Origin of the sequence: Burkholderia sp. BCC1644 (assembly GCF_902833225.1) — a bacterium.
Classification (GTDB): Bacteria; Pseudomonadota; Gammaproteobacteria; order Burkholderiales; family Burkholderiaceae; genus Burkholderia.
In genome coordinates, this window is the sequence record NZ_CADFEI010000025.1 from 29,381 (window position 1) to 54,807 (window position 25,427).

The following is a 25,427-nucleotide window of genomic DNA, read 5'->3' on the forward strand; positions in this document are numbered from 1 at the left end:
TTCCGTTCCTTTCGTCTGTTTGTTGATCCGGTTCGTTTGACCACAGGGTCTGGCCTAGCTGCATGAATACCCAAGAGGCGAAGATCGTCCTCGAGACTGCTTTGATCTGCGCGCAGGAACCGCTGAAACTCGGCGATTTGCGCAAGCTCTTTGCCGACGGCGTGTCGGCTGACACGGTCCGCACGTTGCTCGAAGATCTGAAACAGGATTGGTCCGGCCGCGGTGTCGAACTGGTGGCGCTGGCGACCGGATGGCGCTTTCAGAGCAAGCCGGCGATGCGTCATTATCTGGATCGCCTGCATCCCGAGAAGCCGCCGAAGTATTCGCGCGCGGTGCTCGAAACGCTGGCGATCATCGCGTACCGGCAGCCCGTCACGCGCGGCGACATCGAAGAGATTCGCGGCGTCACGGTCAATACGCAGGTGGTCAAGCAACTCGAGGATCGCGGCTGGATCGAGGTGATCGGCCATCGTGACGTGCCGGGCCGCCCGGCGCTGTATGCGACGACCAAGCAGTTTCTCGACGACCTCGGCCTGAAGGCGCTCGACGACCTGCCTGCGCTCGAAGAGCCGGCCGCGAACATCGAGGCCGCGCTGCTTGCGCAGCAGGCGATGGATTTCGACGACGGCGTGCCGGTTGCCGACGACGCAGCGGGCGATCTGCCGCAGGCGCTGACGGATGACGCATCGGTCGGCCAGTCGGTCGAATTGCCGGGTGATCCCGTGGCCGACGTCGCGTCGACGCAGGAAATTCCGGGTCGCGATACGCTCGAGGCTGATCGCGGGCACGCGGAACAAATGGAACAGGTTGGCGCCGAAGCAGTGCCGACCGGTGTGCAGCCCGAGCCGCTGCGCGCGGATTGGAGCGAGGAAGATCGCAAGCCGGCCGCCGAAGCGGCTGCCGGAGACGGAGCGGAAGCGGCCGGCGTCATGCCCGGCGAGGCTGAGCAGGCCAACGCGTCCCGTTCCCGTCCCGCGGACGACGAGATGCTGGACGACACGTCCGACAGTCTCGCGGATGCCGTACGAAGCGCCAGCGCGCCCATCGGCGCCGACGCGTTGCCGGACGACGAAGCAGAACCTGAACAGCGTCGCGCCTGATCGCGGCCAACATCTTGCCGCGCCCGCGCCGGGCGCGAGACCTGACATTTTGAGGTTGTTTTGACAGATATCCACGATATTGAATCGTCCGCGCCTGCCGTGCAGGCAGCGCGCGCCGACGATGCGCCGGAGCAGGACGCTTCGGCCGGTGGCGACGAGCGTCCCCGCCGCGGTTTGCGGCGCGGCCCGCGCAGCCTGATCGCGCGGCGTCGCGCGGCAGCCAAGTCGAAGGGCGCCGAAGGCGAGCAGCCGGGCGCCGAAGGCGCGGATGCGCCGCCGGCCGAGGCTGCCGAAGCGCAGCCGGCGCGTGCGCCGCGCAACAAGGAAGGTGCTCCCAAGGGTGGCCGCAAGCCGGCCGCGAAGCGCGAAGGCGCGGCCAAGGCTGGCCAGGGCGGTCAGGGCCGCCGCGGTGCGCCGAAGGCTGAAGGCGCCCCGGTGAAGGCGGAAAGCGATGCGTCCCACGACGAACTGTTCGAGTACGTGACGTCCCCCGCATTCGACGCGGACAACTCCGCGGGCGGCAGTGGCGTGCGTGCGCCGATGCTGCGCCGCGGCCGCAGCCAGCCGGCGAACAAGCGCGTGCTGTCGCCCGACGACGACGCGCCGAAGCTTCACAAGGTGCTGGCGGAGGCGGGCATGGGCTCGCGCCGCGAAATGGAAGAATTGATCGTTGCCGGCCGCGTGTCGGTGAACGGCGAGCCGGCGCACATCGGCCAGCGCATCATGCCGACCGACCAGGTGCGGATCAACGGCAAGCCGGTCAAGCGCAAGCTGCCGAACAAGCCGCCGCGCGTGCTGCTGTACCACAAGCCGACGGGCGAGATCGTCAGCCACGCGGATCCGGAAGGCCGTCCGTCGGTGTTCGATCGCCTGCCGCCGATGAAGACGGCGAAATGGCTTGCGGTCGGCCGCCTCGATTTCAATACCGAAGGTCTGCTGATGCTGACGACTTCGGGTGACCTCGCGAACCGCTTCATGCACCCGCGCTACAGCGTCGAGCGTGAGTATGCGGTGCGCGTCGTCGGCGAACTGCCCGAAGGGATGCGGCAGAAGCTGCTGCACGGCGTCGAGCTCGATGACGGCCCGGCGAATTTCCTGCGCATCCGCGATGGCGGCGGCGAAGGGACGAACCACTGGTATCACGTCGCGCTGGCCGAAGGCCGCAACCGCGAAGTGCGCCGGATGTTCGAGGCGGTCGGCCTGATGGTGAGCCGCCTGATCCGTACGCGTCACGGCCCGATCCCGCTGCCGCGCGGCTTGAAGCGCGGTCGCTGGGAAGAGCTCGACGACGCGCAAGTCCGCAAGCTGATGGCGACCGTTGGCCTGAAGGCGCCGACCGAGGAGAAGGGCAAGCGCGGCGGTGCGGGTCAGGTCGAGCGCCGCCAGCCCGATCCGATGGAGACGTCGATGGGTTTCATCAGCCGTGAGCCGGTGCTGACGACGCACGGTCAGCTCGACCAGCCGCGTCGCGGTGGCGGCCGGCGCGGCGCGCCGGGCCTGCCGGGCCTGAGCGGCTACGGCAGCCTGCCGGTTTCGCCGTCGGGCTACGGTAACCGGACCGGCGGTGGTCGTGATGGCAACCGGGGTGCAGGCGGCCGCGACGGCAATCGCGCAGGCGGCGGCCGTGATGTCGACGGCAATCGCGCATCGTATGGCGCAGGCCCCAAGCGCGAAGGCGCGGGCGGCAAGCGTGGCGGCAGCAAGGGTGGCGGCAATCGCAACCCGAACGGCAATCGGGCTGAAGGCGCCGGCAACGGCGGCGGTCCGCGCGGCGGCCAGCGTCCGCAGCGCAGCCGTACGCGCAGCCGCTAAACGCGTATTGGCGCACGGCGGCGCAAAGCCGCCGGTGTGCTGGCCGGATCGGCATCCCGCCGATCTTGCCGGCACGGCGTATTGCGCTGATCGCTTTCGACTATATATATATGTCGCATGCCGCTGCATCGCAGCCGGCATGACCGATCTCCGGCCTGGCAGGATCGTGCAGGCTGATCGGATAACCCGATTTCGCATTTTTGGGTCGGTAAAGGCGGGCGATGCGCTGCTTTTACCGGCTGGCTTGGCGTTTGCGCCAAAAATCGCTATAATCGCGAAGTCGCTGGGCGTACGGATTCAATGTGCGGCTCAGGTGCGACCACCAGTAAGAAGATGGGCGTTCCGCCCATTTTTTTTTGCTGAAACGGTTAGGCATCTCGGGTAGCGCTTCCTGCGCCGGCTAAGGCGCGCGCCCGCGGGTGAATCGCGAGCGGCGGGCGCGAACACCTGAGAGGACACAGTGCAACTGACGGAACTGATAGAAACCACGGTCACCGGGCTCGGCTACGAGCTGGTGGATCTCGAGCGCACCGGGCGCGGCATGCTTTGCATCTATATCGATCAGCCTGCCGGCATCTCGCTCGAAGATTGCGAAAAGGTCACGCGTCAGCTCCAGCACGTCTTGACGGTCGAAAACATCGATTACGAACGGCTCGAAGTCTCGTCCCCGGGGCTCGACCGCCCGTTGAAGAAGCTGGCCGACTTCGAGCGCTTCGCTGGCAGCGAAGTCTCCGTGACCTTGAAAAAGCCGCTGGACGGGCGCAAGACGTACCGGGGCATTCTGCACGCGCCGAATGGCGAAACGATCGGTTTGGAATTTGAGGGGAAGAAGGGCGAGGCAGCCATGCTGGATTTCACGCTGGCCGATATCGACAAAGCCCGCCTGATTCCGCAAGTTGACTTTAGGAGCCGCAAATAATGAGTCGCGAAGTGTTGATGCTGGTGGATGCGCTGGCGCGCGAGAAAAACGTCGACAAGGATGTGGTGCTGGGCGCCCTCGAGGCTGCGCTCGCGTCCGCTTCCAAGAAGCTGTTCGACGAAGGCGCCGAAATCCGCGTCCATATCGATCGCGAAAGCGGCGAGCACGAAACCTTCCGTCGCTGGCTCGTCGTGCCCGACGAGGCAGGCTTGCAGGAGCCGGATCGCGAGATCCTGCTGTTCGAAGCACGTGAGCAGAAGTCCGACGTCGAAGTCGGCGAATATGTCGAGGAACCCGTTCCGTCGATCGAGTTCGGCCGCATCGGCGCGCAGGCTGCGAAGCAAGTGATCCTGCAGAAGGTGCGCGACGCGGAGCGCGAGCAGATCCTGAACGACTACCTCGAGCGTGGCGAAAAGATCATGACCGGCACGGTGAAGCGCCTCGACAAAGGCAACTTCATCGTCGAATCGGGCCGTGTCGAGGCGCTGCTGCGCCGCGATCAGCTGATCCCGAAGGAAAACCTGCGCGTGGGCGACCGCGTGCGTGCATACATCGCGAAGGTCGACCGCACTGCGCGCGGCCCGCAGATCGAGCTGTCGCGTACGGCGCCCGAATTCCTGATGAAGCTGTTCGAGATGGAAGTGCCGGAAATCGAGCAGGGCCTGCTCGAAATCAAGGCGGCTGCCCGTGATCCGGGCGTGCGCGCGAAGATCGGCGTCATCGCCTACGACAAGCGGATCGATCCGATCGGCACCTGCGTCGGCATCCGCGGTTCGCGCGTGCAGGCCGTGCGCAACGAGCTCGGTGGCGAAAACATCGACATCGTGCTATGGTCGGAGGATCCCGCCCAGTTCGTGATCGGCGCGCTCGCGCCGGCAGCTGTCCAGTCGATCGTCGTCGATGAAGAAAAGCATTCGATGGACGTCGTCGTCGACGAGAACGAATTGGCTGTCGCGATCGGCCGCAGCGGTCAGAACGTTCGCCTTGCCGGTGAGCTGACCGGCTGGCAGATCAACATCATGACGCCGGACGAATCCGCCCTGAAGCAGGGTGAAGAGCGCGACCGGCTGCGTGCACTGTTCATGGCGCGTCTCGACGTCGACGAAGAAGTTGCCGACATCCTGATCGACGAAGGCTTCACGAGCCTCGAAGAGATTGCCTACGTGCCGCTCAACGAAATGCTCGAAATCGAAGCGTTCGACGAGGACACCGTGCACGAACTGCGCAACCGCGCACGCGACGCGCTGTTGACGATGGCCATCGCGAACGAAGAAAAGGTCGAGAACGCAGCGCTGGATCTCAAGAGCCTCGACGGCATCACGCCGGAGCTGCTCGCGAAGCTGGCCGAACACGGTGTGCAGACGCGGGACGATCTCGCCGAGCTGGCTGTGGATGAACTGGTCGACATGACCGGGATGGAAGAGGATGCCGCTAAGGCGTTGATCATGAAAGCACGTGAACACTGGTTCCAGTGAGAAATGACCATGGCGCACTGATTTGATGGCGGCCGTATGGCCTGACCCGATGCTAACCGCAAGGAATCGGTCCTTGCACTAAGAGGAATGAATGGCGAGTAACAACGTAGCCCAATTTGCCGCGGAACTGAAAATGCCTGCTGGTGTGCTGCTCGAACAGCTGCAGGCAGCGGGCGTCCAGAAAGCGAGTGAAGACGATGCGCTGTCCGAAACGGACAAGGCGCGTCTGCTCGATCATTTGCGCAAGTCGCACGGCGCAACCGACGGCGACAAGCGCAAGATCACGCTGACCCGCAAGCATACGTCGGAGATCAAGCAATCTGACGCGACGGGCAAGGCTCGCACCATTCAGGTCGAGGTCCGCAAGAAGCGCACGTTCGTCAAGCGCGACGACGTGAGCGAGGGTGCGGAACAGGGTCAGGCGCAGGTCGCCGAAGCGGACGACGATGCGGAACTGAAGCGTCGCGAGGAAGAGGCGCGCCGCGAGGCCGAGCTGCTCGAGAAGCAGGCGCAGGAACTGCGCGAGCGCCAGGAACGCCTGGAGCGCGACGAAGCCGAACGCCGCGCCCGCGAGGAAGCGGCTGAAGCCGAGCGCCGTCGTGCCGAGGAAGAAGCGGCGAAGCGTGCCGCGGCCGAAGCCGCTGTGGCACAGCAGCAGGCGGCAGCGCAGCAGGCTGCTGCGGCCGAGCAGGAAACGGCAAGCGCACAGTCCGCGCAGGACGAGGCACGCGCGGCCGCCGAACGTGCGGCCCAGCGCGAAGCAGCGAAGAAGGCCGAGGACGCAGCCCGCGAGGCGGCGGACAAGGCGCGCGCCGAGCAGGAAGAGATCAGCAAGCGTCGCGCGGCGGCAGAAGCCGAAGCACGCGCGATCCGCGAAATGATGAACACGCCGCGCAAGGCCGTGGTCAAGGCAGTCGAGCCGCCGAAGCCGGTCGAGCCGCCGAAGCCGGCCGAAGCGAAGGGTACGCTGCACAAGCCGGCGAAGCCGGAAGGCGCGCAGGCGCGTCCGGCCGTGAAGAAGCCGGCCGGTGCTGCCACCCCGGCAACGACGCAGGCGCCGGCAGGCGCGGGCGACCGCAACAAGAAGCCCGCAGGCAAGGGTGGCTGGCAGGACGACGCGTCGAAGCGCCGCGGCATCAAGACGCGCGGCGATTCGAGCGGCGGCGTCGACCGCGGCTGGCGCGGCGGCCCGAAGGGTCGCGGCCGTCACCAGGACAGCTCGACGTTCCAGGCGCCGACCGAACCGATCGTCCGTGAAGTGCACGTGCCGGAAACCGTGTCGGTTGCCGATCTCGCGCACAAGATGTCGATCAAGGCCTCCGAAGTCATCAAGGTGATGATGAAGATGGGCCAGATGGTCACGATCAACCAGGTGCTGGACCAGGAAACGGCGATGATCATCGTCGAGGAACTGGGCCATCGCGCGGTTGCCGCGAAGCTGGACGATCCGGAAGCGCTGCTGGTCGAAGGCGAAACGAGTACCGATGCGGAGCAACTGCCGCGTCCGCCGGTCGTCACGGTCATGGGTCACGTCGACCACGGCAAGACCTCGCTGCTGGACCACATCCGCCGCGCGAAGGTTGCCGCTGGCGAAGCGGGCGGCATTACGCAGCACATCGGCGCTTATCACGTCGACACGCCGCGTGGCGTCATCACGTTCCTCGATACGCCGGGTCACGAAGCGTTCACGGCAATGCGTGCACGCGGCGCGAAGGCGACCGACATCGTGGTGCTGGTGGTGGCAGCCGACGACGGCGTGATGCCGCAGACGAAGGAAGCCATCGCCCACGCGAAGGCGGGTGGTGTGCCGATCGTCGTGGCGATCAACAAGATCGACAAGCCGGACGCGAACCTCGATCGCGTCAAGCAGGAGCTGGTCGCGGAAGGCGTCGTGCCGGAAGAGTACGGTGGCGATTCGCCGTTCGTGCCGGTGTCGGCCAAGACGGGCGCGGGTATCGACGATCTGCTCGAGAACGTGTTGCTGCAAGCCGAAGTGCTGGAGTTGAAGGCACCGGTCGAAGCACCGGCCAAGGGCATCGTGATCGAAGCGAAGCTCGACAAGGGCAAAGGCCCGGTCGCGACGATCCTCGTGCAGTCCGGTACGCTGAATCGCGGCGACATCGTGCTGGCCGGTACGGCCTACGGCCGCGTGCGTGCGATGCTCGACGAGAACGGCAAGCCGGCGAAGGAAGCCGGCCCGTCGATCCCGGTCGAAATCCAGGGTCTGTCGGAAGTGCCGGGCGCGGGCGAAGAAGTGATCGTGCTGCCGGACGAGCGCAAGGCGCGTGAAATCGCCCTGTTCCGTCAAGGCAAGTTCCGCGACGTGAAGCTGGCGAAGCAGCAGGCCGCGAAGCTGGAAAGCATGCTCGAACAGATGGGCGAAGGCGAAGTGCAGAACCTGCCGCTCATCATCAAGGCAGACGTGCAGGGTTCGCAGGAAGCACTCGTGCAGTCGCTGCTCAAGCTGTCGACCGACGAAGTGCGCGTGCAGATCGTGCACAGCGCGGTGGGTGGCATCAGCGAAAACGACGTCAACCTCGCGACGGCATCGAAGGCGGTCATCATCGGCTTCAACACGCGTGCGGATGCACAGGCACGCAAGCTGGCCGAGGCGAACGGCATCGACATCCGTTACTACAACATCATCTATGACGCAGTGGATGAGGTGAAGGCGGCGATGTCGGGCATGCTGGCGCCGGAGAAGCGCGAAGTCATCACCGGCATGGTCGAGGTGCGCCAGGTCTTCAAGGTGCCGAAGATCGGTGCGGTCGCCGGCTGTATGGTGACGGACGGTATCGTCAAGCGCTCGTCGTCGGTGCGCGTGCTGCGCAACAACGTCGTGATCTTCACCGGCGAACTCGAATCGCTGAAGCGCTTCAAGGACGACGTGAAGGAAGTGAAGCAAGGCTTCGAGTGCGGTATGTCGGTGAAGAACTTCAACGACATCGTCGAAGGCGACCAGTTCGAAGTCTTCGAAGTGACCGAAGTCGCGCGTACGCTGTAATCGTCGCACATCGGCTCATGGGCGGGGCAGGCTTGGGCCTGTCCCGCCCATTTTCATGGTGGCGTGCCGACAATGGCCGCCGCTTTATCCTGATAAACGGATCACGGATCGATCATGTCCAGGAAGCGTACTTCCCCCAATCGCAACGTTCAGATCGCCGACCAGATTCAGCGCGATCTGTCCGAACTCATCATGCGCGAGGTCAAAGACCCGCGTATCGGCATCGTGACCATCCAGAGCGTGGAGCTCACGCCGGACTATGCGCACGCGAAGGTCTACTTCACTGCGCTCACCGGCGATCCGGAAAAGACGCAGGAGGCGCTGAACCACGCGTCGGGCCACCTGCACAACCTGCTGTTCAAGCGCCTGCACATTCATACGGTGCCGACGCTGCATTTCCATTACGACCAGACGATCGAGAAGGCCGTCGAAATGTCGCGCCTGATCAAGGAAGCGAACGCGACGCGCGCGAAGGACGACGACGAGGCCGACGCGCCCTCCAAGGACGACTGATCTCGACCGGCCTATGACGACTGCAGCACCCCAACGTCCGCGTGTGCCCCGGCGCGTGCTGGACGGCGTCCTCCTGCTCGACAAGCCGGTCGGCCTGTCGAGCAACGATGCGCTGATTCGCGCGAAGCGCCTGCTCCTCGCGAAGAAAGCCGGTCACACCGGTACGCTCGATCCGCTGGCGTCGGGCCTGCTGCCGCTGTGTTTCGGCGAGGCGACCAAGTTTTCGCAGGATTTGCTCGAGGCTGACAAGACCTACGAAGCGACGATGCGTCTTGGCCAGCGCACGGCCACCGGCGATGCGGAAGGCGACGTGATCGACACGCGGCCCGTCGAATGCGACCGGGCCGCGGTAGAAGCCGCGCTCGTGCGCTTCACCGGCGAGATCGTGCAGGTGCCGCCGATGTATTCGGCGCTCAAGCGAGATGGCAAGCCGCTGTACGAATACGCGCGCGCGGGCCAGACCGTCGAGCGGGAAGGTCGTAACGTAACGATTCATGTGCTCGAACTGCTCGCTTGCGAGTTGCCCGACGTGACGTTTCGCGTGACCTGCAGCAAGGGCACGTACGTGCGTACGCTTGCGGAAGACATCGGCGAGGCGCTTGGTTGCGGCGCGCATCTGACGATGCTGCGTCGCACGGGCGTCGGTGCGCTGACGCTCGAACACGCGGTGACGCTCGATGCGTTGTCGGATGCAGCCGAAGCGGCGCGCGATGCATGGCTCCAGCCGGTCGATGCGTTGTTGTCGACGTTTCCGCTCGTTCGTCTCGACGACGCGTCCGCGAAGCGGTTCCTGCACGGCCAGCGTCTGCCGCTGTCGGAGCTCGGGCCGATCGATGCGGCCGACGGCGAGCGTGTGCGCGTCTACGACGCCACGCGGCTGCTCGGCGTGGCGCGCAAGGCCAATGGCGTACTGGCACCGGAACGGCTCGTTGTGACGGCGGCCTGACGCAGCGGCGCGAGTACGCCGCAGTCGGCACAAGAAAAAGCCCGGTCGAATCGACCGGGCTTTTTTGTTTGATGCGTCAGCGTTGCAGCATCGCGCTCCGTGTGATCAGTGCGCCGCCGACGCGGCCGCCCCGGCATCGCCGCCGCCCGAGCGCTCGGGCTTGGTGATCCAGATCAGTGCGATCAGCAACACGAAGATCGCCGCGGAGATGTAGAACAAGTCGTTCACGCCGAGCTGGGCGGCCTGTTGGGTAGCCAGGTTGTTGATCAGCCCGTGTGCCTGGTCCTGCGTCAGCCCGAGGTTGCCCATCTGCGTGACGGCCTGGTTGAACGTCGGGTTGTACACGTTCGTCTGTTCGACCAGTTGCGCGTGATGGAAGTTGTTGCGGTGATCCCACGCGGTCTGGAAGATCGACGTGCCGATGCCGCCGCACATGATCCGCACGAAGTTCGACAGGCCGGACGCCGCGGGAATGCGGTGGCCGGGCAGGCCGGACAACGTGATCGACACGAGCGGGATGAAGAAGCCGGCCATCGCGATGCCCTGTACGAGCGTCGGCAGCGTCAGCGACCATTCGTCGACGCCGGTCGTGTAGCGTGAGCGCATCCAGAAGCACAGTGCGAACGTCAGGAATGCGGCGGTCGCGATGTAGCGCGGATCGGTGCGCGGCAGGAACTTGCCGGTCAACGGCGACAGCAGGATCGCGAACAGCCCGACCGGTGCCATCACGAGGCCGGCGTCGGTCGCCGTGTAGCCGATCTGGGTCTGCAACCACAGCGGCAGCAGCACGAGGTTGCCGAAGTAGAGCCCGTAACCGACTGCCAGTGCGACCGTACCACCCGTGAAGTTGCGCCGGCGGAACAGCGACAGGTCGACGACGGGGTGCTCGGCGGTCAGCTCCCAGATCACGAAGAACGCGAACGAGATGATCGCGATCAGCGCGAGCGCGACGATCGTCGTCGACGAGAACCAGTCCAGATCCTTGCCCTTGTCGAGCATGATCTGAAGCGAGCCGACCCACAGCACGAGCAGTGCCAGGCCGACGCCGTCGATCGGCGCGCGGCGCACCGTCGATTCACGCGCGCGATAGATCGACCACGTCGCAAGCGCGGCGGCGATGCCGACCGGGATGTTCACGTAGAAGATCCACGGCCACGAGTAGTTGTCCGAAATCCAGCCGCCGAGAATCGGGCCCGCGACCGGCGCGATCAGCGTCGTCATCGACCACAGCGCAAGCGCCATCGGCGCCTTCGCACGTGGATAGCTCGACAGCAGCAGCGATTGCGACAGCGGAATCATCGGGCCGGCGACCGCGCCCTGCAGCACGCGCGACGCGAGCAGGAACGGCAGGCTCGGCGCGAGGCCGCACATCCACGACGAGATGACGAACAGGATGATCGACGCGAGGAACAGGCGGACCTGCCCGAAGCGATCGGTCAGCCAGCCCGTCAGCGGCACCGAGATCGCGTTCGCGACCGCGAACGACGTGATGACCCACGTGCCCTGGTCGGACGACACGCCGAGATCGCCCGAGATGGTCGGGATCGCGACGTTCGCGATGGACGTGTCGAGCACGTTCATGAACACCGCGAGCGATACCGCGATCGTCCCGAGCAGAAGTTTCCCGCCCTGCAAGGGCGGGTACGAGACAGGAGCCTGTGCCATGTCGGTTGTTTTTCCGGAGTCGGAACGATTACATCATTTTCGCGGCGCTGTTCGGCTTCGCCGCCACGGGTGCCGACGCGTTGCCGCCTGCGTTCTCGGCGATGACGCGCGCGATTTCGGCATCGGCTTCGTCTCCGTACTTCGCGAACACGTTGGTCTCGTAGACGGTGTTCGGCGCGTTGACGAGCTGGTCGCCGCGTTCGTCCTTGATGTCCACGTCGACCTGCATCGACAGGCCGATGCGCAGCGGATGCTTGTCGAGATCCTTCGGGTCGAGCTCGATCCGCACCGGCAGGCGCTGCACGACCTTGATCCAGTTGCCGGTCGCATTCTGCGCCGGCAGCAGCGAGAACGCCGAGCCCGTCCCGGCCGAGAAGCCGACGACCTTGCCGTGGTAGGTGACCGACGAGCCGTAGATGTCGGCCGTCATCTCGACCGGCTGGCCGATGCGCATGTGCTTCAGCTGGACTTCCTTGAAGTTCGCGTCGACCCACACGGCGTTCAGCGGCACCACCGACATCAGCGGCGTGCCCGGCGACACGCGCTGGCCGACCTGCACCGAGCGCTTCGCGACGTAGCCGGTGACCGGCGCCGGCAGCACGTTACGCGCATTCGCGAGGTAGGCGTCGCGAACCTTCGCGGCGGCGGCCATCACGTTCGGGTGCGATGCGATCGTCGTGTTCGCGGTCAGTGCGCGATTCGACGCGAGCTGCTGCTGCGCGGCGTCGACCGATGCCTGCGCGGCCTTCACGGCGTCGCGTGCGTGCGAGATTTCTTCCTGCGACACGGCGCCCGTCTGAGCGACGGCCATGCGACGACGCAGGTCGTCCTGGGCCTTCGACAGGTCGGACTGGCGCAGCGCGACCTGCGCGCGGTACTGGTCGTCGTTGACGAACAGGCCGCGCACCTGGCGCACCGTCTGCGCGAGGTTCGCTTCCGCCTGCTGCAGCGCGACCTGCGAATCGGCCGGGTCGAGCACGACCAGCGGGTCGCCGGACTTGACCGTCTGCGTATCGTCCGCCTTCACGGCGATCACGGTGCCGGTGACCTGCGGCGTGATCTGTACGACGTTGCCGTTCACGTACGCATCGTCGGTGCCTTCATGGAAGCGGGCGACGAGGAAGTAATACAGGCCGTACGCGATGGCCGCGATCACGATGACCGCGACGAGCAGCGTCATCATTCGCTTGCGCTTGCCGTTGTTCTGCGGCTGCGCGCTGGCGGCGTTTTGTTGGTCGCTCATGGCGATTTTCTCCGTCCGTTATTTCGAGTGTCTGCGTAGTGGTGGCGCCGGATCAGTTGGCGGCCTGTTTGGTCGGCTTGGCTGCGTCGGGCGCGGCGAGCGGCGTACCGGTCGCATCGAACCCGCCGCCCAGCGCCTTGATCAGTGCGAGCTGCATGTCGCGACGGCGCATCTTCAGGTTGGTCACCGTCTGTTCGGATGCGAGACGGTTGCTGTCCGCGGTCAGCACCTGCAGTTGCGGCGACAGGCCGGCCTTGTATCGGATCACCGCGAGATCGTAGGCGCGCGTCGACGCGTCGAGTGCGTTTTGCGCGTCGCCCATCTGGCGGTCGACCGCGCGGATCGACGCGACTTGGGTCGCGACGTCGTTCAGCGCGCTGATCAGCGTCTGGTTGTAGTTCGCCACCGACAGGTCGAAGTCCGCATAGCGGCCCTTGAGCTGGGCGCGCAGCGCGCCGGCGTCGAAGATCGGCAGGTGGATCGCCGGGCCGAACTGCGCCTGGCGGCTCGCGAAGTTCAGGAATTTGCCCCAGCCGAATGCATCGAAACCGAAGCCGGCCGCAAGGTTCACGTCGGGGTAGAACTCGGCCTTCGCTTCCTTGACGTCGTGCATCGCGGCCTCGACCTGCCAGCGCGCGGCGACGATGTCGGGGCGGCGCGACACGAGATCGGCCGGCAGGTTGCCGGGCAGCGCGATTTCAGCGGTCGGGTTCATCACGGGCGCGGCGATCTGCAGCCCGCGATCCGGACCCTTGCCGAGCAGCGCGGCGAGCTGGTAGCGCACCGTCGTGATCTGGCCGTCGAGGTCCGACAGCGAAGCCTGCGTTGTCGCGATGTTGCCGCGCGCCGTCTGGCGTTCGACGTTGGTATCGAGGCCGGCCGACACGCGGCCGTCGGTGATCTTGCCGACCGTCTCGCGATTGGAGATCTCGCGTTTCGCGATGTCGCGCAGCGCATAAAGCTGCGCGAGCGAGTTGTAGGTGCGTGCGACCGACGACGCGAGCGTGATGCGCGCCTGCTGCATGTCGGCTTCGGCGGACTTCTCCTGCGACACGGCAGTGTGCAGGCGTTCGCGGTTCTTGCCCCACAGGTCGAGTTCCCACGACGCGCTCGCGAGCGCGTTGTTCTCGCTGTACCACTGGCCGCCGTACGGGGGCGGGAACAGCGCGTTCGACGAGTACAGCTCGCGCGTCCACGAGTAGCTGGCTTCGGCCTTCGGCATCAGGTTCGAACGCGACGATTCGATGTACGACGATGCTTTCGCGATGCGTGCCTGCGCCTGTGCGATCGACGGATTGCCCTGCAGCGCTTCGTCGATCAGCTTCGGCAGTTGCGGATCGCCGAACTGGTTGGCCCAGTCGAGCGCCGGCCACTGGCCGCCCTGGGCCGGGAGGCTCTGGGCGGACTCGAATTGCGATGCGGGGGCGATCTGCTTGTCGCTCTTGATGCCGATGTAGTTTGCGCAGCCCGCCAGTGCGAATGCGGCGACCGCGGCGGCAACGGCGGCGCGGCACGACCCGGCGCGCACGGACAACGGGGAGGATTTCATCGCGCTGACCCCTGACTCGGAATGAATGATGGACACTGCAAGGATTTCCTTACATTAATCTGTCAAAAGTAATTGTTATGGCAACTATTACGCGATGCTACCGCCGGCCGTCTCGCAATAGTTGCTGAGAATGCGGCGCAGCATGCTCTTCAGGAACCCGACTTCCTCCGGCGTAAACCCGTCCAGCACCTGGTCGAGCACGCTGCGGAAAATGGGCGGCAGCCGTTCGGCAAGCGTGCGGCCTTCGTCGGTCAGTTCGAGGCGGACGACGCGACGATCCTCGATGCTGCGCACGCGGGACAGCAGGCCGCGTTTCTCGACCCGGTCGAGCAGGCGCGTGACCGCGCTCGCATCGATCCCGTATTCGCGCGCGAGCTCGGCGGCCGTCGAGCACTTGCCGACCGCGATCATGAACAGCATGCTCGCCTGCGTGCCCGTGATGCCGAGCTCTTCCTGCGTGCGTTGCGTGACGAGGTTGGTCATCACCGATTTCACGCGCGACATCAGATAGCCGACGCTGTCGTTCATCTGATACGAAGACAGCGGCGAAACGGGCGGTTGGGTAGAAGAATCCGACATAAAACCCTGAAGCTGCAATAGTTGACTAGGCAGCAGTATAGGTACAATTGCTTGCCGCGGCAAATGTTAATCGAACGGCAAAGGGCGCGCTTCGCAGGGCGAAAATCCCTTTTAGCGATAAGGTTTTTTCGGTGTGCCGGGCGGCGGTGCATTCGATCGCTTCGCCGGTTCGAGGGGAGGGGGCGGCCCTGGTTTTGTTGCGTCGTGACGTGTCCGCCAGCTCTCGACATTCTCACGTGCTATAATTTGTGGCTTTCCAAGCTGCAACAGCGCGCGCCCGTGAAAACGAGCGGGCGCGTTTGCGCGTTCAAACGATTTCCAGGTTTCTATGACCCGCGCCCTTCGCAATATCGCCATCATCGCTCACGTCGACCACGGCAAGACGACGCTCGTCGACCAACTGCTTCGCCAGTCCGGCACCTTCCGCGACAACCAGCAAGTCGTCGAGCGTGTGATGGACTCGAACGACATCGAAAAGGAACGCGGGATCACGATTCTCGCGAAGAACTGCGCGGTCGAATACGAAGGCACGCACGTCAACATCGTCGACACCCCGGGGCACGCAGACTTCGGTGGTGAAGTCGAGCGCGTGCTGTCGATGGTCGACTCGGTGCTGCTGCTGGTCGACGCGGTCGAGGGCCCGATGCCGCAGACGCGCTTCGTCACGAAGAAGGCGCTGGCGCTCGGCCTGAAGCCGATCGTCGTCGTGAACAAGATCGACCGCCCGGGCGCACGGATCGACTGGGTGATCAATCAGACCTTCGACCTGTTCGACAAGCTCGGTGCGACCGAAGAGCAGCTCGACTTCCCGATCGTCTACGCGTCGGGCCTGAACGGCTACGCGTCGCTCGACCCGGCTGCGCGCGAAGGCGACATGCGCCCGCTGTTCGAGGCGATCCTCGAGCACGTGCCGGTTCGCCCGGCCGATCCGGAAGCGCCGCTGCAGCTCCAGATCACGTCGCTCGACTATTCGACGTACGTCGGCCGGATCGGCGTCGGCCGCATCACGCGCGGCCGCATCAAGCCGGGTCAGCCGGTCGTGATGCGTTTCGGCCCGGAAGGCGACGTGCTGAACCGCAAGATCAACCAGGTGCTGTCGTTCAAGGGCCTCGAGCGCGTGCAGGTCGAGTCGGCCGAAGCGGGCGACATCGTGCTGATCAACGGTATTGAAGACGTCGGCATCGGCGCGACGATCTGCGCGGTCGATACGCCGGAAGCGCTGCCGATGATTACCGTCGACGAACCGACGCTGACGATGAACTTCCTCGTCAACTCGTCGCCGCTCGCGGGCCGCGAAGGCAAGTTCGTGACGAGCCGCCAGATCCGCGACCGCCTGATGAAGGAACTGAACCACAACGTCGCGCTGCGCGTGAAGGACACGGGCGACGAAACGGTGTTCGAGGTGTCGGGCCGTGGCGAGCTGCACCTGACGATTCTCGTCGAGAACATGCGTCGCGAAGGTTACGAGCTGGCCGTATCGCGTCCGCGCGTCGTGATGCAGGAAATCGACGGCGTGCGTCACGAGCCGTTCGAGCTGCTGACCGTCGACGTCGAAGACGAACACCAGGGCGGCGTGATGGAAGAGCTCGGCCGCCGCAAGGGCGAAATGCTCGACATGGCGTCGGACGGCCGCGGCCGCACGCGCCTGGAATACAAGATCTCGGCACGTGGCCTGATCGGCTTCCAGAGCGAATTCCTGACGCTTACGCGCGGCACGGGCCTGATGAGCCACATCTTCGATTCGTACGCACCGGTCAAGGACGGTTCGGTCTTCGAGCGCCGCAACGGCGTGCTGATCTCGCAGGACGACGGCGCGGCCGTGGCCTACGCACTGTGGAAGCTGCAGGATCGCGGCCGAATGTTCGTGAAGCCGGGCGACGCGCTGTATGAGGGCATGATCATCGGCATCCACAGCCGCGACAACGACCTCGTCGTGAACCCGATCAAGGGCAAGCAGCTGACCAACGTGCGTGCATCGGGTACCGACGAAGCCGTGCGTCTCGTGCCGCCGGTCCAGATGTCGCTGGAATACGCGGTCGAATTCATCGACGACGACGAGCTCGTCGAAGTGACGCCGCAGTCGATCCGCCTGCGCAAGCGCTTCCTGAAGGAGCACGAGCGTCGCCGCGCGAGCCGCGAAGGCGCGGTCGACTAAGCATTTCGACCGTTCGCTGCATGACGGAAAAGGCTGCCTTCGGGCAGCCTTTTTTGCATCTGCGCGACGCGCAACCGGATTGCCTGCAAAACACTGTTCCTGCGGGTCGTGGCAATCCGGCAAAACCCCGTCGCACGGTGCTTTCAGGCACATTTCACCGTGAACTCCGGTATCGGTTCTGTGATATGCTGCGCGCACGCAAGTTTTAGGTCCTTCCAAGCAAGACTTGATTCGCAATCCGCTAAACGGTCAGGCCGTGTCGCGGAAGGTTGAGTAACCCGCTATTTCTCGAGAAGCTCGAAGAAAGGTGAGCGTAAAATGTCAGATGTAATGAAGCAGTTTCAGCTGAACTCCTATCTGTTCGGCGGCAATGCTTCGTACGTTGAAGAACTGTACGATGCATACCTCAACAATCCGGCGTCGGTGCCGGAGAACTGGCGAGAGTATTTCGACGCGCTGCAGAACGTGCCTGCAACGGACGGCTCGAGTGCCAATGACGTCGCTCATTTTCCGATCGTCGAATCGTTCGCCGAGCGTGCGAAGGCCAATGCCTTCATCCCGCGCGAAAGCAGCACCAACCTTGCTGCAGCGCGCAAGCAAGTTCACGTGCAGTCCCTCATCAGCGCTTATCGCTTCCTTGGCTCGCAATGGGCCAATCTCGATCCGCTGAAGCGTCGCGAACGTCCCGCCATTCCCGAACTCGAACCCGCGTTCTACGACTTCTCCGAAGGCGACCTCGACCAGACGTACAGTGCCAGCAACCTGTATTTCGGTTTCGACCAGGCTTCGCTGCGCGACATCGTCAAGGGCCTGCGTGACACGTACTGCGGCACGATCGGCGCCGAATACATGTACATCAGCGACCCGGAACAGAAGCGCTGGTGGCAGGAGCGCCTGGAATCGACTCGCGCGACGCCGAACTTCTCGACGGACGAGAAGAAGCACATCCTGAATCGCCTGACGGCCGCTGAAGGCCTCGAGCGCTACCTGCACACCAAGTACGTCGGCCAGAAGCGCTTCTCGCTCGAAGGCGGCGAAAGCTTCATCGCGGCGATGGACGAAGTCGTCCAGCACGCAGGCAAGAGCGGCGTGCAGGAAATCATCATCGGCATGGCCCACCGCGGCCGTCTGAACGTGCTGGTCAACACGCTGGGCAAGATGCCTGCCGACCTGTTCGCCGAATTCGAAGGCAAGCACGTCGACGACCTGCCGGCAGGCGACGTGAAGTACCACAAGGGCTTCTCGTCGGACGTGTCGACGGAAGGCGGCCCGGTCCACCTGTCGCTCGCGTTCAACCCGTCGCACCTCGAAATCGTGAACCCGGTGGTCGAAGGTTCCGCGAAGGCACGGATGGACCGTCGCGGCGACGAAGACGGCCTGCAAGTGCTGCCGGTGCAGATCCACGGCGACGCGGCCTTCGCTGGCCAGGGCGTCGTGATGGAAACGCTGAACCTTGCGCAGACGCGCGGTTACGGCACGCACGGCACGCTGCACATCGTCATCAACAACCAGATCGGCTTCACGACGTCCGACCCGCGCGACGCGCGCTCGACGCTGTACTGTACCGACGTCGTCAAGATGATCGAGGCGCCGGTGCTGCACGTGAACGGCGACGATCCGGAAGCCGTGATCCTCGCGACGCAGATCGCGATCGACTACCGGATGCAGTTCCACAAGGATGTCGTGATCGACATCGTCTGCTTCCGCAAGCTGGGTCACAACGAGCAGGACACGCCGGCCGTCACGCAGCCCCTGATGTACAAGAAGATCGCGCAGCACCCGGGCACCCGTGCGCTGTACGCCGAGAAGCTCGTGCAGCAGGGCGTGATCACCGCGGAAGACGCCGACGGCTACGTGAAGGCGTACCGCAAGGCGATGGACGACGGTCACCACACGGTCGACCCGGTCCTGTCGAACTACAAGAGCAAGTACGCGGTCGACTGGGTTCCGTTCCTGAACCGCAAGTGGACGGATGCAGCCGACACGGCCGTGCCGCTCGCCGAACTGAAGCGCCTCGGCGAACGCATCACGACGGTCCCGGAAAACTTCAAGGTCCACCCGCTCGTCGAGCGCGTGATCAACGACCGCCGCAACATGGCGCGTGGCGACCAGCCGCTCGACTGGGGCATGGGCGAACACCTCGCATTCGCGTCGCTCGTCGCATCGGGCTACTCGGTGCGCCTGACGGGCCAGGACTCGGGCCGCGGCACGTTCACGCACCGCCACGCGGTGCTGCACGACCAGAACCGCGAGCGCTGGAACGACGGTACGTACGTGCCGCTGCAGAACATCGCCGAAGGCCAGGCGAAGTTCACGGTGATCGACTCGGTGCTGTCTGAAGAAGCGGTGCTGGGCTTCGAATACGGTTACTCGACCGCCGAGCCGAACACGCTCGTGCTGTGGGAAGCGCAGTTCGGCGACTTCGTCAACGGCGCACAGGTCGTGATCGACCAGTTCATCTCGTCGGGCGAAGTGAAGTGGGGCCGCGTGTCGGGTCTCACGATGCTGCTGCCGCACGGCTACGAAGGGCAAGGTCCGGAACACTCGTCGACGCGTATCGAGCGTTTCCTGCAGCTGTGTGCAGATCACAACATGCAGGTCGTTCAGCCGACGACGCCGGCGCAGATTTTCCACCTGCTGCGCCGCCAGATGATCCGCCTGTTCCGCAAGCCGCTGATCATCGCAACGCCGAAGTCGCTGCTGCGTCACAAGGAAGCGGTGTCGGACCTGTCGGAACTGGCGAAGGGTTCGTTCCAGCCGGTGCTGGGCGAAACCGACGGCGGCATCGACGCGAAGAAGGTCAAGCGCGTGCTGGCCTGCTCGGGCCGTGTGTATTACGACCTCGTTGCGCATCGCCGCGAAGCGAAGGCGAACGACGTCGCGATCATCCGTATCGAGCAGCTGTATCCGTTCGCGCACAAGCAGTTCGAAGCCGAAATGAAGAAGTACGAGAACGCGACTGAAGTGGTCTGGGTGCAGGACGAGCCGCAGAACCAGGGCCCCTGGTTCTACGTCGAGCACCATCTGAAGGAAGGCATGAAGGAAGGGCAGAAGCTGGCATACAGCGGCCGTCCGGCTTCGGCCTCGCCGGCGGTTGGCTACTACGCGAAGCACTACGAGCAGCAGAAGGCCCTGATCGAAGGTGCTTTCGGCCGCCTGAAGAGCGGATCGATCGCGAAATAACCGACGGAAGCGAAACGGGAAGGCGCGCGGCGCTTTCCCGTCTCTTTTGGCCTGCCTGGCGCGTGGCGCGCCGCACCGGCCGAAGGAATCGCACGAACCTCGTCATTACCCAGATTAAGCATCCAGGAAAATCACATGGCTATCGTAGAAGTCAAAGTCCCCCAGCTTTCGGAGTCGGTTTCGGAAGCGACCATGCTGCAGTGGAAGAAGAAGCCGGGCGACGCAGTTGCGCAGGACGAAATCCTGATCGAACTCGAGACCGACAAGGTCGTGCTCGAAGTGCCGGCACCGGCAGCGGGCGTGCTCGCGCAAGTGCTGCAGAACGACGGTGACACGGTCGTTGCCGATCAGCTGATCGCGACGATCGACACCGAAGCGAAGGCAGGTGCTGCCGAAGCAGCGGCGGGCGCCGCCGAAGTCAAGCCGGCAGCAGCGCCTGCCGCAGCCGCGCCGGTTGCACAGCCGGCCGCTGCAACGGCATCGAGCTCGGCGACGGCATCGCCGGCCGCATCGAAGCTGCTGGCCGAGAAGGGCCTGTCGGCAGGCGACGTCGCAGGTTCGGGCCGCGACGGCCGCGTTACGAAGGGCGACGCGCTGGCCGCTGGCAGCGCACCGAAGGCGGCTCCGGCTGCTGCACCGGCAAAGACCGCGGCGAAGCCGTCGCTGCCGGAAGTGAAGGTGCCGGCATCGGCGACGACCTGGCTGAACGATCGTCCGGAACAGCGTGTGCCGATGTCGCGCCTGCGTGCGCGTATCGCCGAGCGTCTGCTCGAATCGCAGCAGACCAACGCGATCCTGACGACGTTCAACGAAGTCAACATGGCTCCGGTCATGGAACTGCGCAACAAGTACAAGGACAAGTTCGAGAAGGAACACGGCGTGAAGCTCGGCTTCATGTCGTTCTTCGTGAAGGCGGCCGTGCACGCGCTGAAGAAGTTCCCGCTCGTGAATGCGTCGATCGACGGTAACGACATCGTCTACCACGGCTACTTCGACATCGGTATCGCTGTCGGCTCGCCGCGCGGCCTCGTCGTGCCGATCCTGCGCAACGCGGATCAGCTGAGCCTCGCCGAGATCGAAAAGAAGATCGCCGAATTCGGCCAGAAGGCGAAGGACGGCAAGCTGTCGATCGAGGAAATGACGGGCGGTACGTTCTCGATCTCGAACGGCGGCGTGTTCGGTTCGATGCTGTCGACCCCGATCATCAACCCGCCGCAGTCGGCCATCCTCGGCGTGCACGCGACGAAGGAGCGCCCGGTTGTCGAAAACGGCCAGATCGTGATCCGTCCGATCAACTATCTCGCGCTGTCGTACGACCACCGCATCATCGACGGCCGCGAAGCCGTGCTGTCGCTCGTCGCGATGAAGGATGCGCTGGAAGATCCGGCCCGCCTGCTGCTCGACCTGTAAGCCGAGTCTCACTGCATCGACCCGCTCCGCGGGTTCGCGCACACGCGCGAACCCGCGGGCGTACAAGTAGAAAGGATTGTCATGTCCAAGGAATTTGACGTCGTCGTGATCGGCGCCGGCCCCGGCGGCTACATCGCCGCGATTCGCGCCGCGCAGCTCGGCAAGACCGTTGCCTGTATCGAGAAGTGGAAGAACCCGGCCGGCGCGCTGAAGCTCGGCGGCACGTGCCTGAACGTCGGCTGCATCCCGTCGAAGGCGCTGCTCGCGTCGTCGGAAGAATTCGAGAACACGTCGCATCACCTGGCCGACCACGGCATCACGGTCGACGGCGTGAAGATCGACGTCGCGAAGATGCTCGGCCGCAAGGATGCGATCGTCGAGAAAATGACGAGCGGGATCGAATTCCTGTTCAAGAAGAACAAGATCACCTGGCTGAAGGGCCATGGCAAGTTCACCGGCAAGACCGACGCCGGCGTGCAGATCGAAGTGAGCGGCGAAGGTGAAACCGAAGTCGTCACCGCGAAGAACGTGATCATCGCGACGGGCTCGAAGGCGCGTCACCTGCCGGGCATCCCGGTCGACAACAAGATCGTGTCGGACAACGAAGGTGCGCTGACGTTCGACGCGGTGCCGAAGAAGCTCGCCGTGATCGGCGCCGGCGTGATCGGCCTCGAGCTCGGCTCGGTGTGGCGCCGCCTGGGTGCCGAAGTGACGGTGCTCGAAGCGCTGCCGGCATTCCTCGGCGCAGCCGACGAAGCGCTCGCCAAGGAAGCGGCCAAGCTGTTCAAGAAGCAGGGCCTCGACATCAATCTCGGCGTGAAGATCGGTGAAGTGAAGGCGACCGCCGACGGCGTGTCGATCGCCTACACGGACAAGGACGGCAACGCGCAGACGCTCGACGCCGACCGCCTGATCGTGTCGGTCGGCCGCGTGCCGAACACCGACAACCTCGGCCTCGAGGCAATCGGCCTGAAGGCGAACGAGCGCGGCTTCATCGACGTCGACGATCATTGCCGTACGGCGGTGCCGAACGTGTACGCGATCGGCGACGTGGTGCGCGGCCCGATGCTCGCGCACAAGGCGGAAGACGAAGGCGTGCTGGTCGCGGAAGTGATCGACGGCCAGAAGCCGCACATCGACTACAACTGCATTCCGTGGGTGATCTACACGTACCCGGAAATCGCATGGGTCGGCAAGACGGAGCAGCAGCTGAAGGCGGAAGGCCGCGAGATCAAGTCGGGCAAGTTCCCGTTCTCGATCAACGGCCGCGCGCTCGGCATGAATGCGCCGGACGGCTTCGTGAAGATGATCGCGGATGCGAAGACCGACGAACTGCTCGGCGTGCACGTGATCGCCGCGAACGCGTCGGACCTGATCGCGGAAGCCGTGGTGGCGATGGAATTCAAGGCGGCGTCGGAAGACATCGCCCGCATCTGCCATCCGCACCCGTCGATGTCGGAAGTGATGCGCGAAGCGGCGCTCGCCGTCGACAAGCGCTCGCTGAACAGCTGAGCACGGTATAGCGCCTGCCGGCAATCGGCCGGCGCAACCGTCTCATGACGAAGGCGGGCGGGGTTTCCCGCTCGCCTTCGTTCTTTCCGGTTTGCCCGATGAACGTCACCGAATACTACACGCGCGAACTGACCACGCGCGGCTATCAGTCCGATCCCGCGCAGCGCGCGGCCGTCGATCGCCTGCAGCAATGTTTCGACGAGTGGGTCGAGTACAAGGCGCGCCGCTCGAACGCATTCAAGAAGCTCATCAATCATCCCGACCTCCCGCGCGGCGTCTACATGTGGGGCGGCGTCGGTCGCGGCAAGAGCTTCCTGATGGACAGCTTCTATGCGGTCGTGCCCGTGCAGCGCAAGACGCGCCTGCATTTCCACGAATTCATGCGCGAAGTACATCGCGAACTCGAGGAACTGAAAGGGCAGGCCGATCCGCTCGACGAACTCGCGCGGCGGATTGCGAAGCGCTACCGGCTGATCTGCTTCGACGAATTCCACGTGTCGGACATTGCGGACGCGATGATCCTGTACCGTCTGCTCGACCGCCTGTTCAACAACGGCGTGCAGTTCGTGATGACGTCCAACTACGATCCCGACGACCTGTATCCGGATGGTCTGCATCGCGACCGCATGCTGCCGGCGATCGCGCTGATCAAGGACAGGCTCGACGTGCTGAACGTCGACGCGGGCGTCGATTATCGCCAGCGCACGCTCGCGCAGGTGAAGATGTATCACACGCCGCTCGGCGCGGACGCCGATCGCGAACTGCGCCATGCGTTCGGCAAGCTCGCGGCGGTACCCGACGAAAGCCCGATCCTGCATATCGAGAAGCGCGAGTTGAAGGCGCTGCGCAAGGCGGACGGTGTCGTCTGGTTCGACTTCGCGACGCTGTGCGGCGGCCCGCGTTCGCAGAACGACTACCTCGAGCTGGCGAGCCGCTTCCATGCGATCGTGCTGTCCGAGGTACCGCAGATGTCGCCGCGGATGGCGTCCGAGGCGCGCCGCTTCACGTGGCTCATCGACGTGCTGTACGATCACAAGGTCAAGCTGCTGATGTCGGCAGCGGTGCCGGCGGAGCAGTTGTACGTCGAAGGCCCGATGGCCAACGAATTCGCGCGCACGGTGTCGCGAATCGTCGAGATGCAGTCGAAGGAGTACCTCGAAACGCCGCGCCGCATCGTCGATACGTCGCTGACCTGATTGCCTTGTCCGGTAATTGACGAGATTCAAACGTCAATTCCGGTCAAATCCGCGCAATCTCGGGGTATTTTCGGATTTGTCTTATATTCATTGTTGAGGTGAGCCGATATCGTTGTGTCATGGTTACCAAGGCTGGAGATGTCCATGACACCGTATCGCGATCTGACCGACCACGAGTGGCGCAGCGTTGTGCCACTTCTGCCCGAAATGCAGCCGCGCACCGAGTTGCGCGGCCGTCCGTTAGCCAATACGCGGGCCGTCCTGAACGGCGTGCTCTGGGTGATCTACAGCGGCGCAACGTGGTCCGCCATGCCGCGCCGTTACCCGTCGTATCAAACTTGCCATCGCCGCTTCAAGGTCTGGCACGAGACGGGCACGCTGTTGAGCGTGATGCGTGAACTCTATGGCGACTCGGGCGTGAATCTGTGCAACGAATTGTCCGCACGGATGCGCAAGCACACGCAATCGAAGGCGGCGGAGGCGCGTAGCAACGCGGTACCCGCGTATCGCACACCGGGCGGCTATGCGCCCGACTCGCTGAAGCATGCAGCGTGATGCCGATCCATTTCTGTTGCGCCCGCACCCAAAGAAAATCGGCCTGACGACTTCGTCGCAGGCCGATTTTTCATTGAGCCGCGCGTCGGCGCGCGAGCTGCGTTATTGCTGGCGAACCCAGGTCTGCGACCGGCCGAGCAGCGATACGCCGATGTAACCGCGCACCACGAGTTTCTGGCCGCCGTCTTCGAGCGTCATCTTGCACTTGTAGACCTTGCCGTTCTCCGGGTCGAGAATGTTGCCGCCGTCCCAGTGGTCGCCTTCCTTCTTCATTGCCTTGATGATCGTCATGCCCTTGATGAGCTGATCCTTGCGCTCGTCCGTGCAGGCGGAGCAGCGGCGGTCGGGCGTATCGTTCGCGCCGAGGCCCTTGACGACCTTGCCCGTCAGCGCACCGTCGCCGTCCTCGGCGATCTGCACGAGTGCCTTCGGTTGATGGGTGTTGTCATCGATCGTCTGCCACATGCCGACGGGATTGTCGGCTTGTGCGAACGTGGGGGCTGCGCAGGCGAGCAGTGCGCCGGCAACGGCGATTGCACGCAACGGGCGGGTCAGTTGAATCATTGTCGTCCTCCTTGTTTTGCATGTCGTGTTCGATTCGCCCGCACGAC

General features: G+C 64.5%; 18 protein-coding genes. 13 read left to right on the plus strand and 5 right to left on the minus strand.

The annotated features are described in order from the left end of the window. Nucleotides 1-62: 62 nt before the first annotated feature. From scpB to truB, 7 genes are all read left to right on the plus strand, one after another. Nucleotides 63-1,100: an SMC-Scp complex subunit ScpB gene (gene scpB, locus HWX87_RS33885; protein WP_176051229.1), complete on the plus strand. Its 1,038-nt coding sequence runs from the start codon at nt 63-65 to the stop codon at nt 1,098-1,100. 60 nt (nt 1,101-1,160) lie between these two features. Next, complete coding sequence (rluB, locus tag HWX87_RS33890) at nt 1,161-2,912, plus strand: 23S rRNA pseudouridine(2605) synthase RluB (protein WP_176051230.1); 1,752 nt, start codon at nt 1,161-1,163, stop codon at nt 2,910-2,912. 460 nt (nt 2,913-3,372) lie between these two features. Then, on the plus strand, nt 3,373-3,831 hold the full coding sequence (gene rimP / locus HWX87_RS33895; protein WP_011351796.1) for a ribosome maturation factor RimP: 459 nt from the start codon (nt 3,373-3,375) through the stop codon (nt 3,829-3,831). Beyond that, the gene (gene nusA, locus HWX87_RS33900; RefSeq protein WP_176051231.1) at nt 3,831-5,306 is read left to right on the plus strand and encodes a transcription termination factor NusA; all 1,476 of its coding nucleotides are present in this window, start codon (nt 3,831-3,833) and stop codon (nt 5,304-5,306) included. Before rimP ends, nusA begins: the two co-directional genes overlap by 1 nt. 91 nt (nt 5,307-5,397) lie before the next feature. Further along, complete coding sequence (gene infB / locus HWX87_RS33905) at nt 5,398-8,310, plus strand: translation initiation factor IF-2 (RefSeq protein ID WP_176051232.1); 2,913 nt, start codon at nt 5,398-5,400, stop codon at nt 8,308-8,310. A gap of 114 nt (nt 8,311-8,424) precedes the next feature. Beyond that, nucleotides 8,425-8,823, plus strand: coding sequence for a 30S ribosome-binding factor RbfA (gene rbfA / locus HWX87_RS33910; protein ID WP_176051233.1), 399 nt, complete (start codon nt 8,425-8,427; stop codon nt 8,821-8,823). Between the two features lie 13 nt (nt 8,824-8,836). Then, nucleotides 8,837-9,769 carry a tRNA pseudouridine(55) synthase TruB gene (truB, locus tag HWX87_RS33915; RefSeq protein WP_176051234.1) on the plus strand — a complete coding sequence of 311 codons (933 nt, stop codon included), beginning with the start codon at nt 8,837-8,839 and terminating at the stop codon, nt 9,767-9,769. Between the two features lie 105 nt (nt 9,770-9,874). Here the strand turns inward: truB and HWX87_RS33920 are convergent, their stop codons facing one another. The 4 genes from HWX87_RS33920 to HWX87_RS33935 form a co-directional block, all read right to left on the minus strand. Next, a complete protein-coding gene (locus HWX87_RS33920) occupies nt 9,875-11,434 on the minus strand; it encodes a DHA2 family efflux MFS transporter permease subunit (RefSeq protein WP_176051235.1) in 1,560 nt (519 codons plus the stop codon). Between the two features lie 28 nt (nt 11,435-11,462). Next, nucleotides 11,463-12,677, minus strand: a complete 1,215-nt coding sequence (locus HWX87_RS33925; RefSeq protein ID WP_176051236.1) for an efflux RND transporter periplasmic adaptor subunit — start codon at nt 12,675-12,677, stop codon at nt 11,463-11,465. Between the two features lie 52 nt (nt 12,678-12,729). Then, complete coding sequence (locus tag HWX87_RS33930) at nt 12,730-14,226, minus strand: efflux transporter outer membrane subunit (protein ID WP_176051237.1); 1,497 nt, start codon at nt 14,224-14,226, stop codon at nt 12,730-12,732. An 87-nt stretch (nt 14,227-14,313) separates the two neighbouring features. Next, nucleotides 14,314-14,805 (minus strand): MarR family transcriptional regulator, encoded by a 492-nt coding sequence (locus HWX87_RS33935; protein ID WP_176051238.1) that lies wholly within the window; start codon nt 14,803-14,805, stop codon nt 14,314-14,316. Nucleotides 14,806-15,133: 328 nt separating this feature from the next. Here HWX87_RS33935 and typA point away from each other — a divergent pair, with 328 nt between their 5' ends. The 6 genes from typA (at nt 15,134) to HWX87_RS33965 (ending at nt 24,816) form a co-directional block, all read left to right on the plus strand. Further along, complete coding sequence (gene typA / locus HWX87_RS33940; protein ID WP_176051239.1) at nt 15,134-16,960, plus strand: translational GTPase TypA; 1,827 nt, start codon at nt 15,134-15,136, stop codon at nt 16,958-16,960. Nucleotides 16,961-17,278: 318 nt separating this feature from the next. Then, nucleotides 17,279-20,143: a 2-oxoglutarate dehydrogenase E1 component gene (locus tag HWX87_RS33945; protein WP_176051240.1), complete on the plus strand. Its 2,865-nt coding sequence runs from the start codon at nt 17,279-17,281 to the stop codon at nt 20,141-20,143. A gap of 135 nt (nt 20,144-20,278) precedes the next feature. Beyond that, nucleotides 20,279-21,553 (plus strand): 2-oxoglutarate dehydrogenase complex dihydrolipoyllysine-residue succinyltransferase, encoded by a 1,275-nt coding sequence (gene odhB, locus HWX87_RS33950; RefSeq protein ID WP_176051241.1) that lies wholly within the window; start codon nt 20,279-20,281, stop codon nt 21,551-21,553. 81 nt (nt 21,554-21,634) lie between these two features. Beyond that, complete coding sequence (lpdA, locus tag HWX87_RS33955; protein WP_176051242.1) at nt 21,635-23,065, plus strand: dihydrolipoyl dehydrogenase; 1,431 nt, start codon at nt 21,635-21,637, stop codon at nt 23,063-23,065. 98 nt (nt 23,066-23,163) lie between these two features. After that, nucleotides 23,164-24,261, plus strand: coding sequence for a cell division protein ZapE (gene zapE, locus HWX87_RS33960; protein WP_176051243.1), 1,098 nt, complete (start codon nt 23,164-23,166; stop codon nt 24,259-24,261). Between the two features lie 144 nt (nt 24,262-24,405). Continuing rightward, nucleotides 24,406-24,816: a transposase gene (locus HWX87_RS33965; RefSeq protein ID WP_176051244.1), complete on the plus strand. Its 411-nt coding sequence runs from the start codon at nt 24,406-24,408 to the stop codon at nt 24,814-24,816. Nucleotides 24,817-24,918: 102 nt separating this feature from the next. Here HWX87_RS33965 and HWX87_RS33970 read toward each other — a convergent pair whose 3' ends face one another. Then, nucleotides 24,919-25,380 carry a DUF2147 domain-containing protein gene (locus HWX87_RS33970; RefSeq protein ID WP_176051245.1) on the minus strand — a complete coding sequence of 154 codons (462 nt, stop codon included), beginning with the start codon at nt 25,378-25,380 and terminating at the stop codon, nt 24,919-24,921. Nucleotides 25,381-25,427: the final 47 nt, after the last annotated feature.

Excerpts from the sequence above, each read along its gene's own strand:
- scpB (WP_176051229.1), top strand. The coding sequence starts at position 63 with ATGAATACCCAAGAGGCGAAGATCGTCCTCGAGACTGCTTTGATCTGC.
- nusA (WP_176051231.1), top strand. The coding sequence starts at position 3,831 with ATGAGTCGCGAAGTGTTGATGCTGGTGGATGCGCTGGCGCGCGAGAAA.
- infB (WP_176051232.1), top strand. The coding sequence starts at position 5,398 with ATGGCGAGTAACAACGTAGCCCAATTTGCCGCGGAACTGAAAATGCCT.
- rbfA (WP_176051233.1), top strand. The coding sequence starts at position 8,425 with ATGTCCAGGAAGCGTACTTCCCCCAATCGCAACGTTCAGATCGCCGAC.
- truB (WP_176051234.1), top strand. The coding sequence starts at position 8,837 with ATGACGACTGCAGCACCCCAACGTCCGCGTGTGCCCCGGCGCGTGCTG.
- HWX87_RS33920 (WP_176051235.1), bottom strand. The coding sequence starts at position 11,434 with ATGGCACAGGCTCCTGTCTCGTACCCGCCCTTGCAGGGCGGGAAACTT.
- HWX87_RS33925 (WP_176051236.1), bottom strand. The coding sequence starts at position 12,677 with ATGAGCGACCAACAAAACGCCGCCAGCGCGCAGCCGCAGAACAACGGC.
- HWX87_RS33930 (WP_176051237.1), bottom strand. The coding sequence starts at position 14,226 with ATGAAATCCTCCCCGTTGTCCGTGCGCGCCGGGTCGTGCCGCGCCGCC.
- HWX87_RS33935 (WP_176051238.1), bottom strand. The coding sequence starts at position 14,805 with ATGTCGGATTCTTCTACCCAACCGCCCGTTTCGCCGCTGTCTTCGTAT.
- typA (WP_176051239.1), top strand. The coding sequence starts at position 15,134 with ATGACCCGCGCCCTTCGCAATATCGCCATCATCGCTCACGTCGACCAC.
- HWX87_RS33945 (WP_176051240.1), top strand. The coding sequence starts at position 17,279 with ATGTCAGATGTAATGAAGCAGTTTCAGCTGAACTCCTATCTGTTCGGC.
- odhB (WP_176051241.1), top strand. The coding sequence starts at position 20,279 with ATGGCTATCGTAGAAGTCAAAGTCCCCCAGCTTTCGGAGTCGGTTTCG.
- lpdA (WP_176051242.1), top strand. The coding sequence starts at position 21,635 with ATGTCCAAGGAATTTGACGTCGTCGTGATCGGCGCCGGCCCCGGCGGC.
- zapE (WP_176051243.1), top strand. The coding sequence starts at position 23,164 with ATGAACGTCACCGAATACTACACGCGCGAACTGACCACGCGCGGCTAT.
- HWX87_RS33965 (WP_176051244.1), top strand. The coding sequence starts at position 24,406 with ATGACACCGTATCGCGATCTGACCGACCACGAGTGGCGCAGCGTTGTG.
- HWX87_RS33970 (WP_176051245.1), bottom strand. The coding sequence starts at position 25,380 with ATGATTCAACTGACCCGCCCGTTGCGTGCAATCGCCGTTGCCGGCGCA.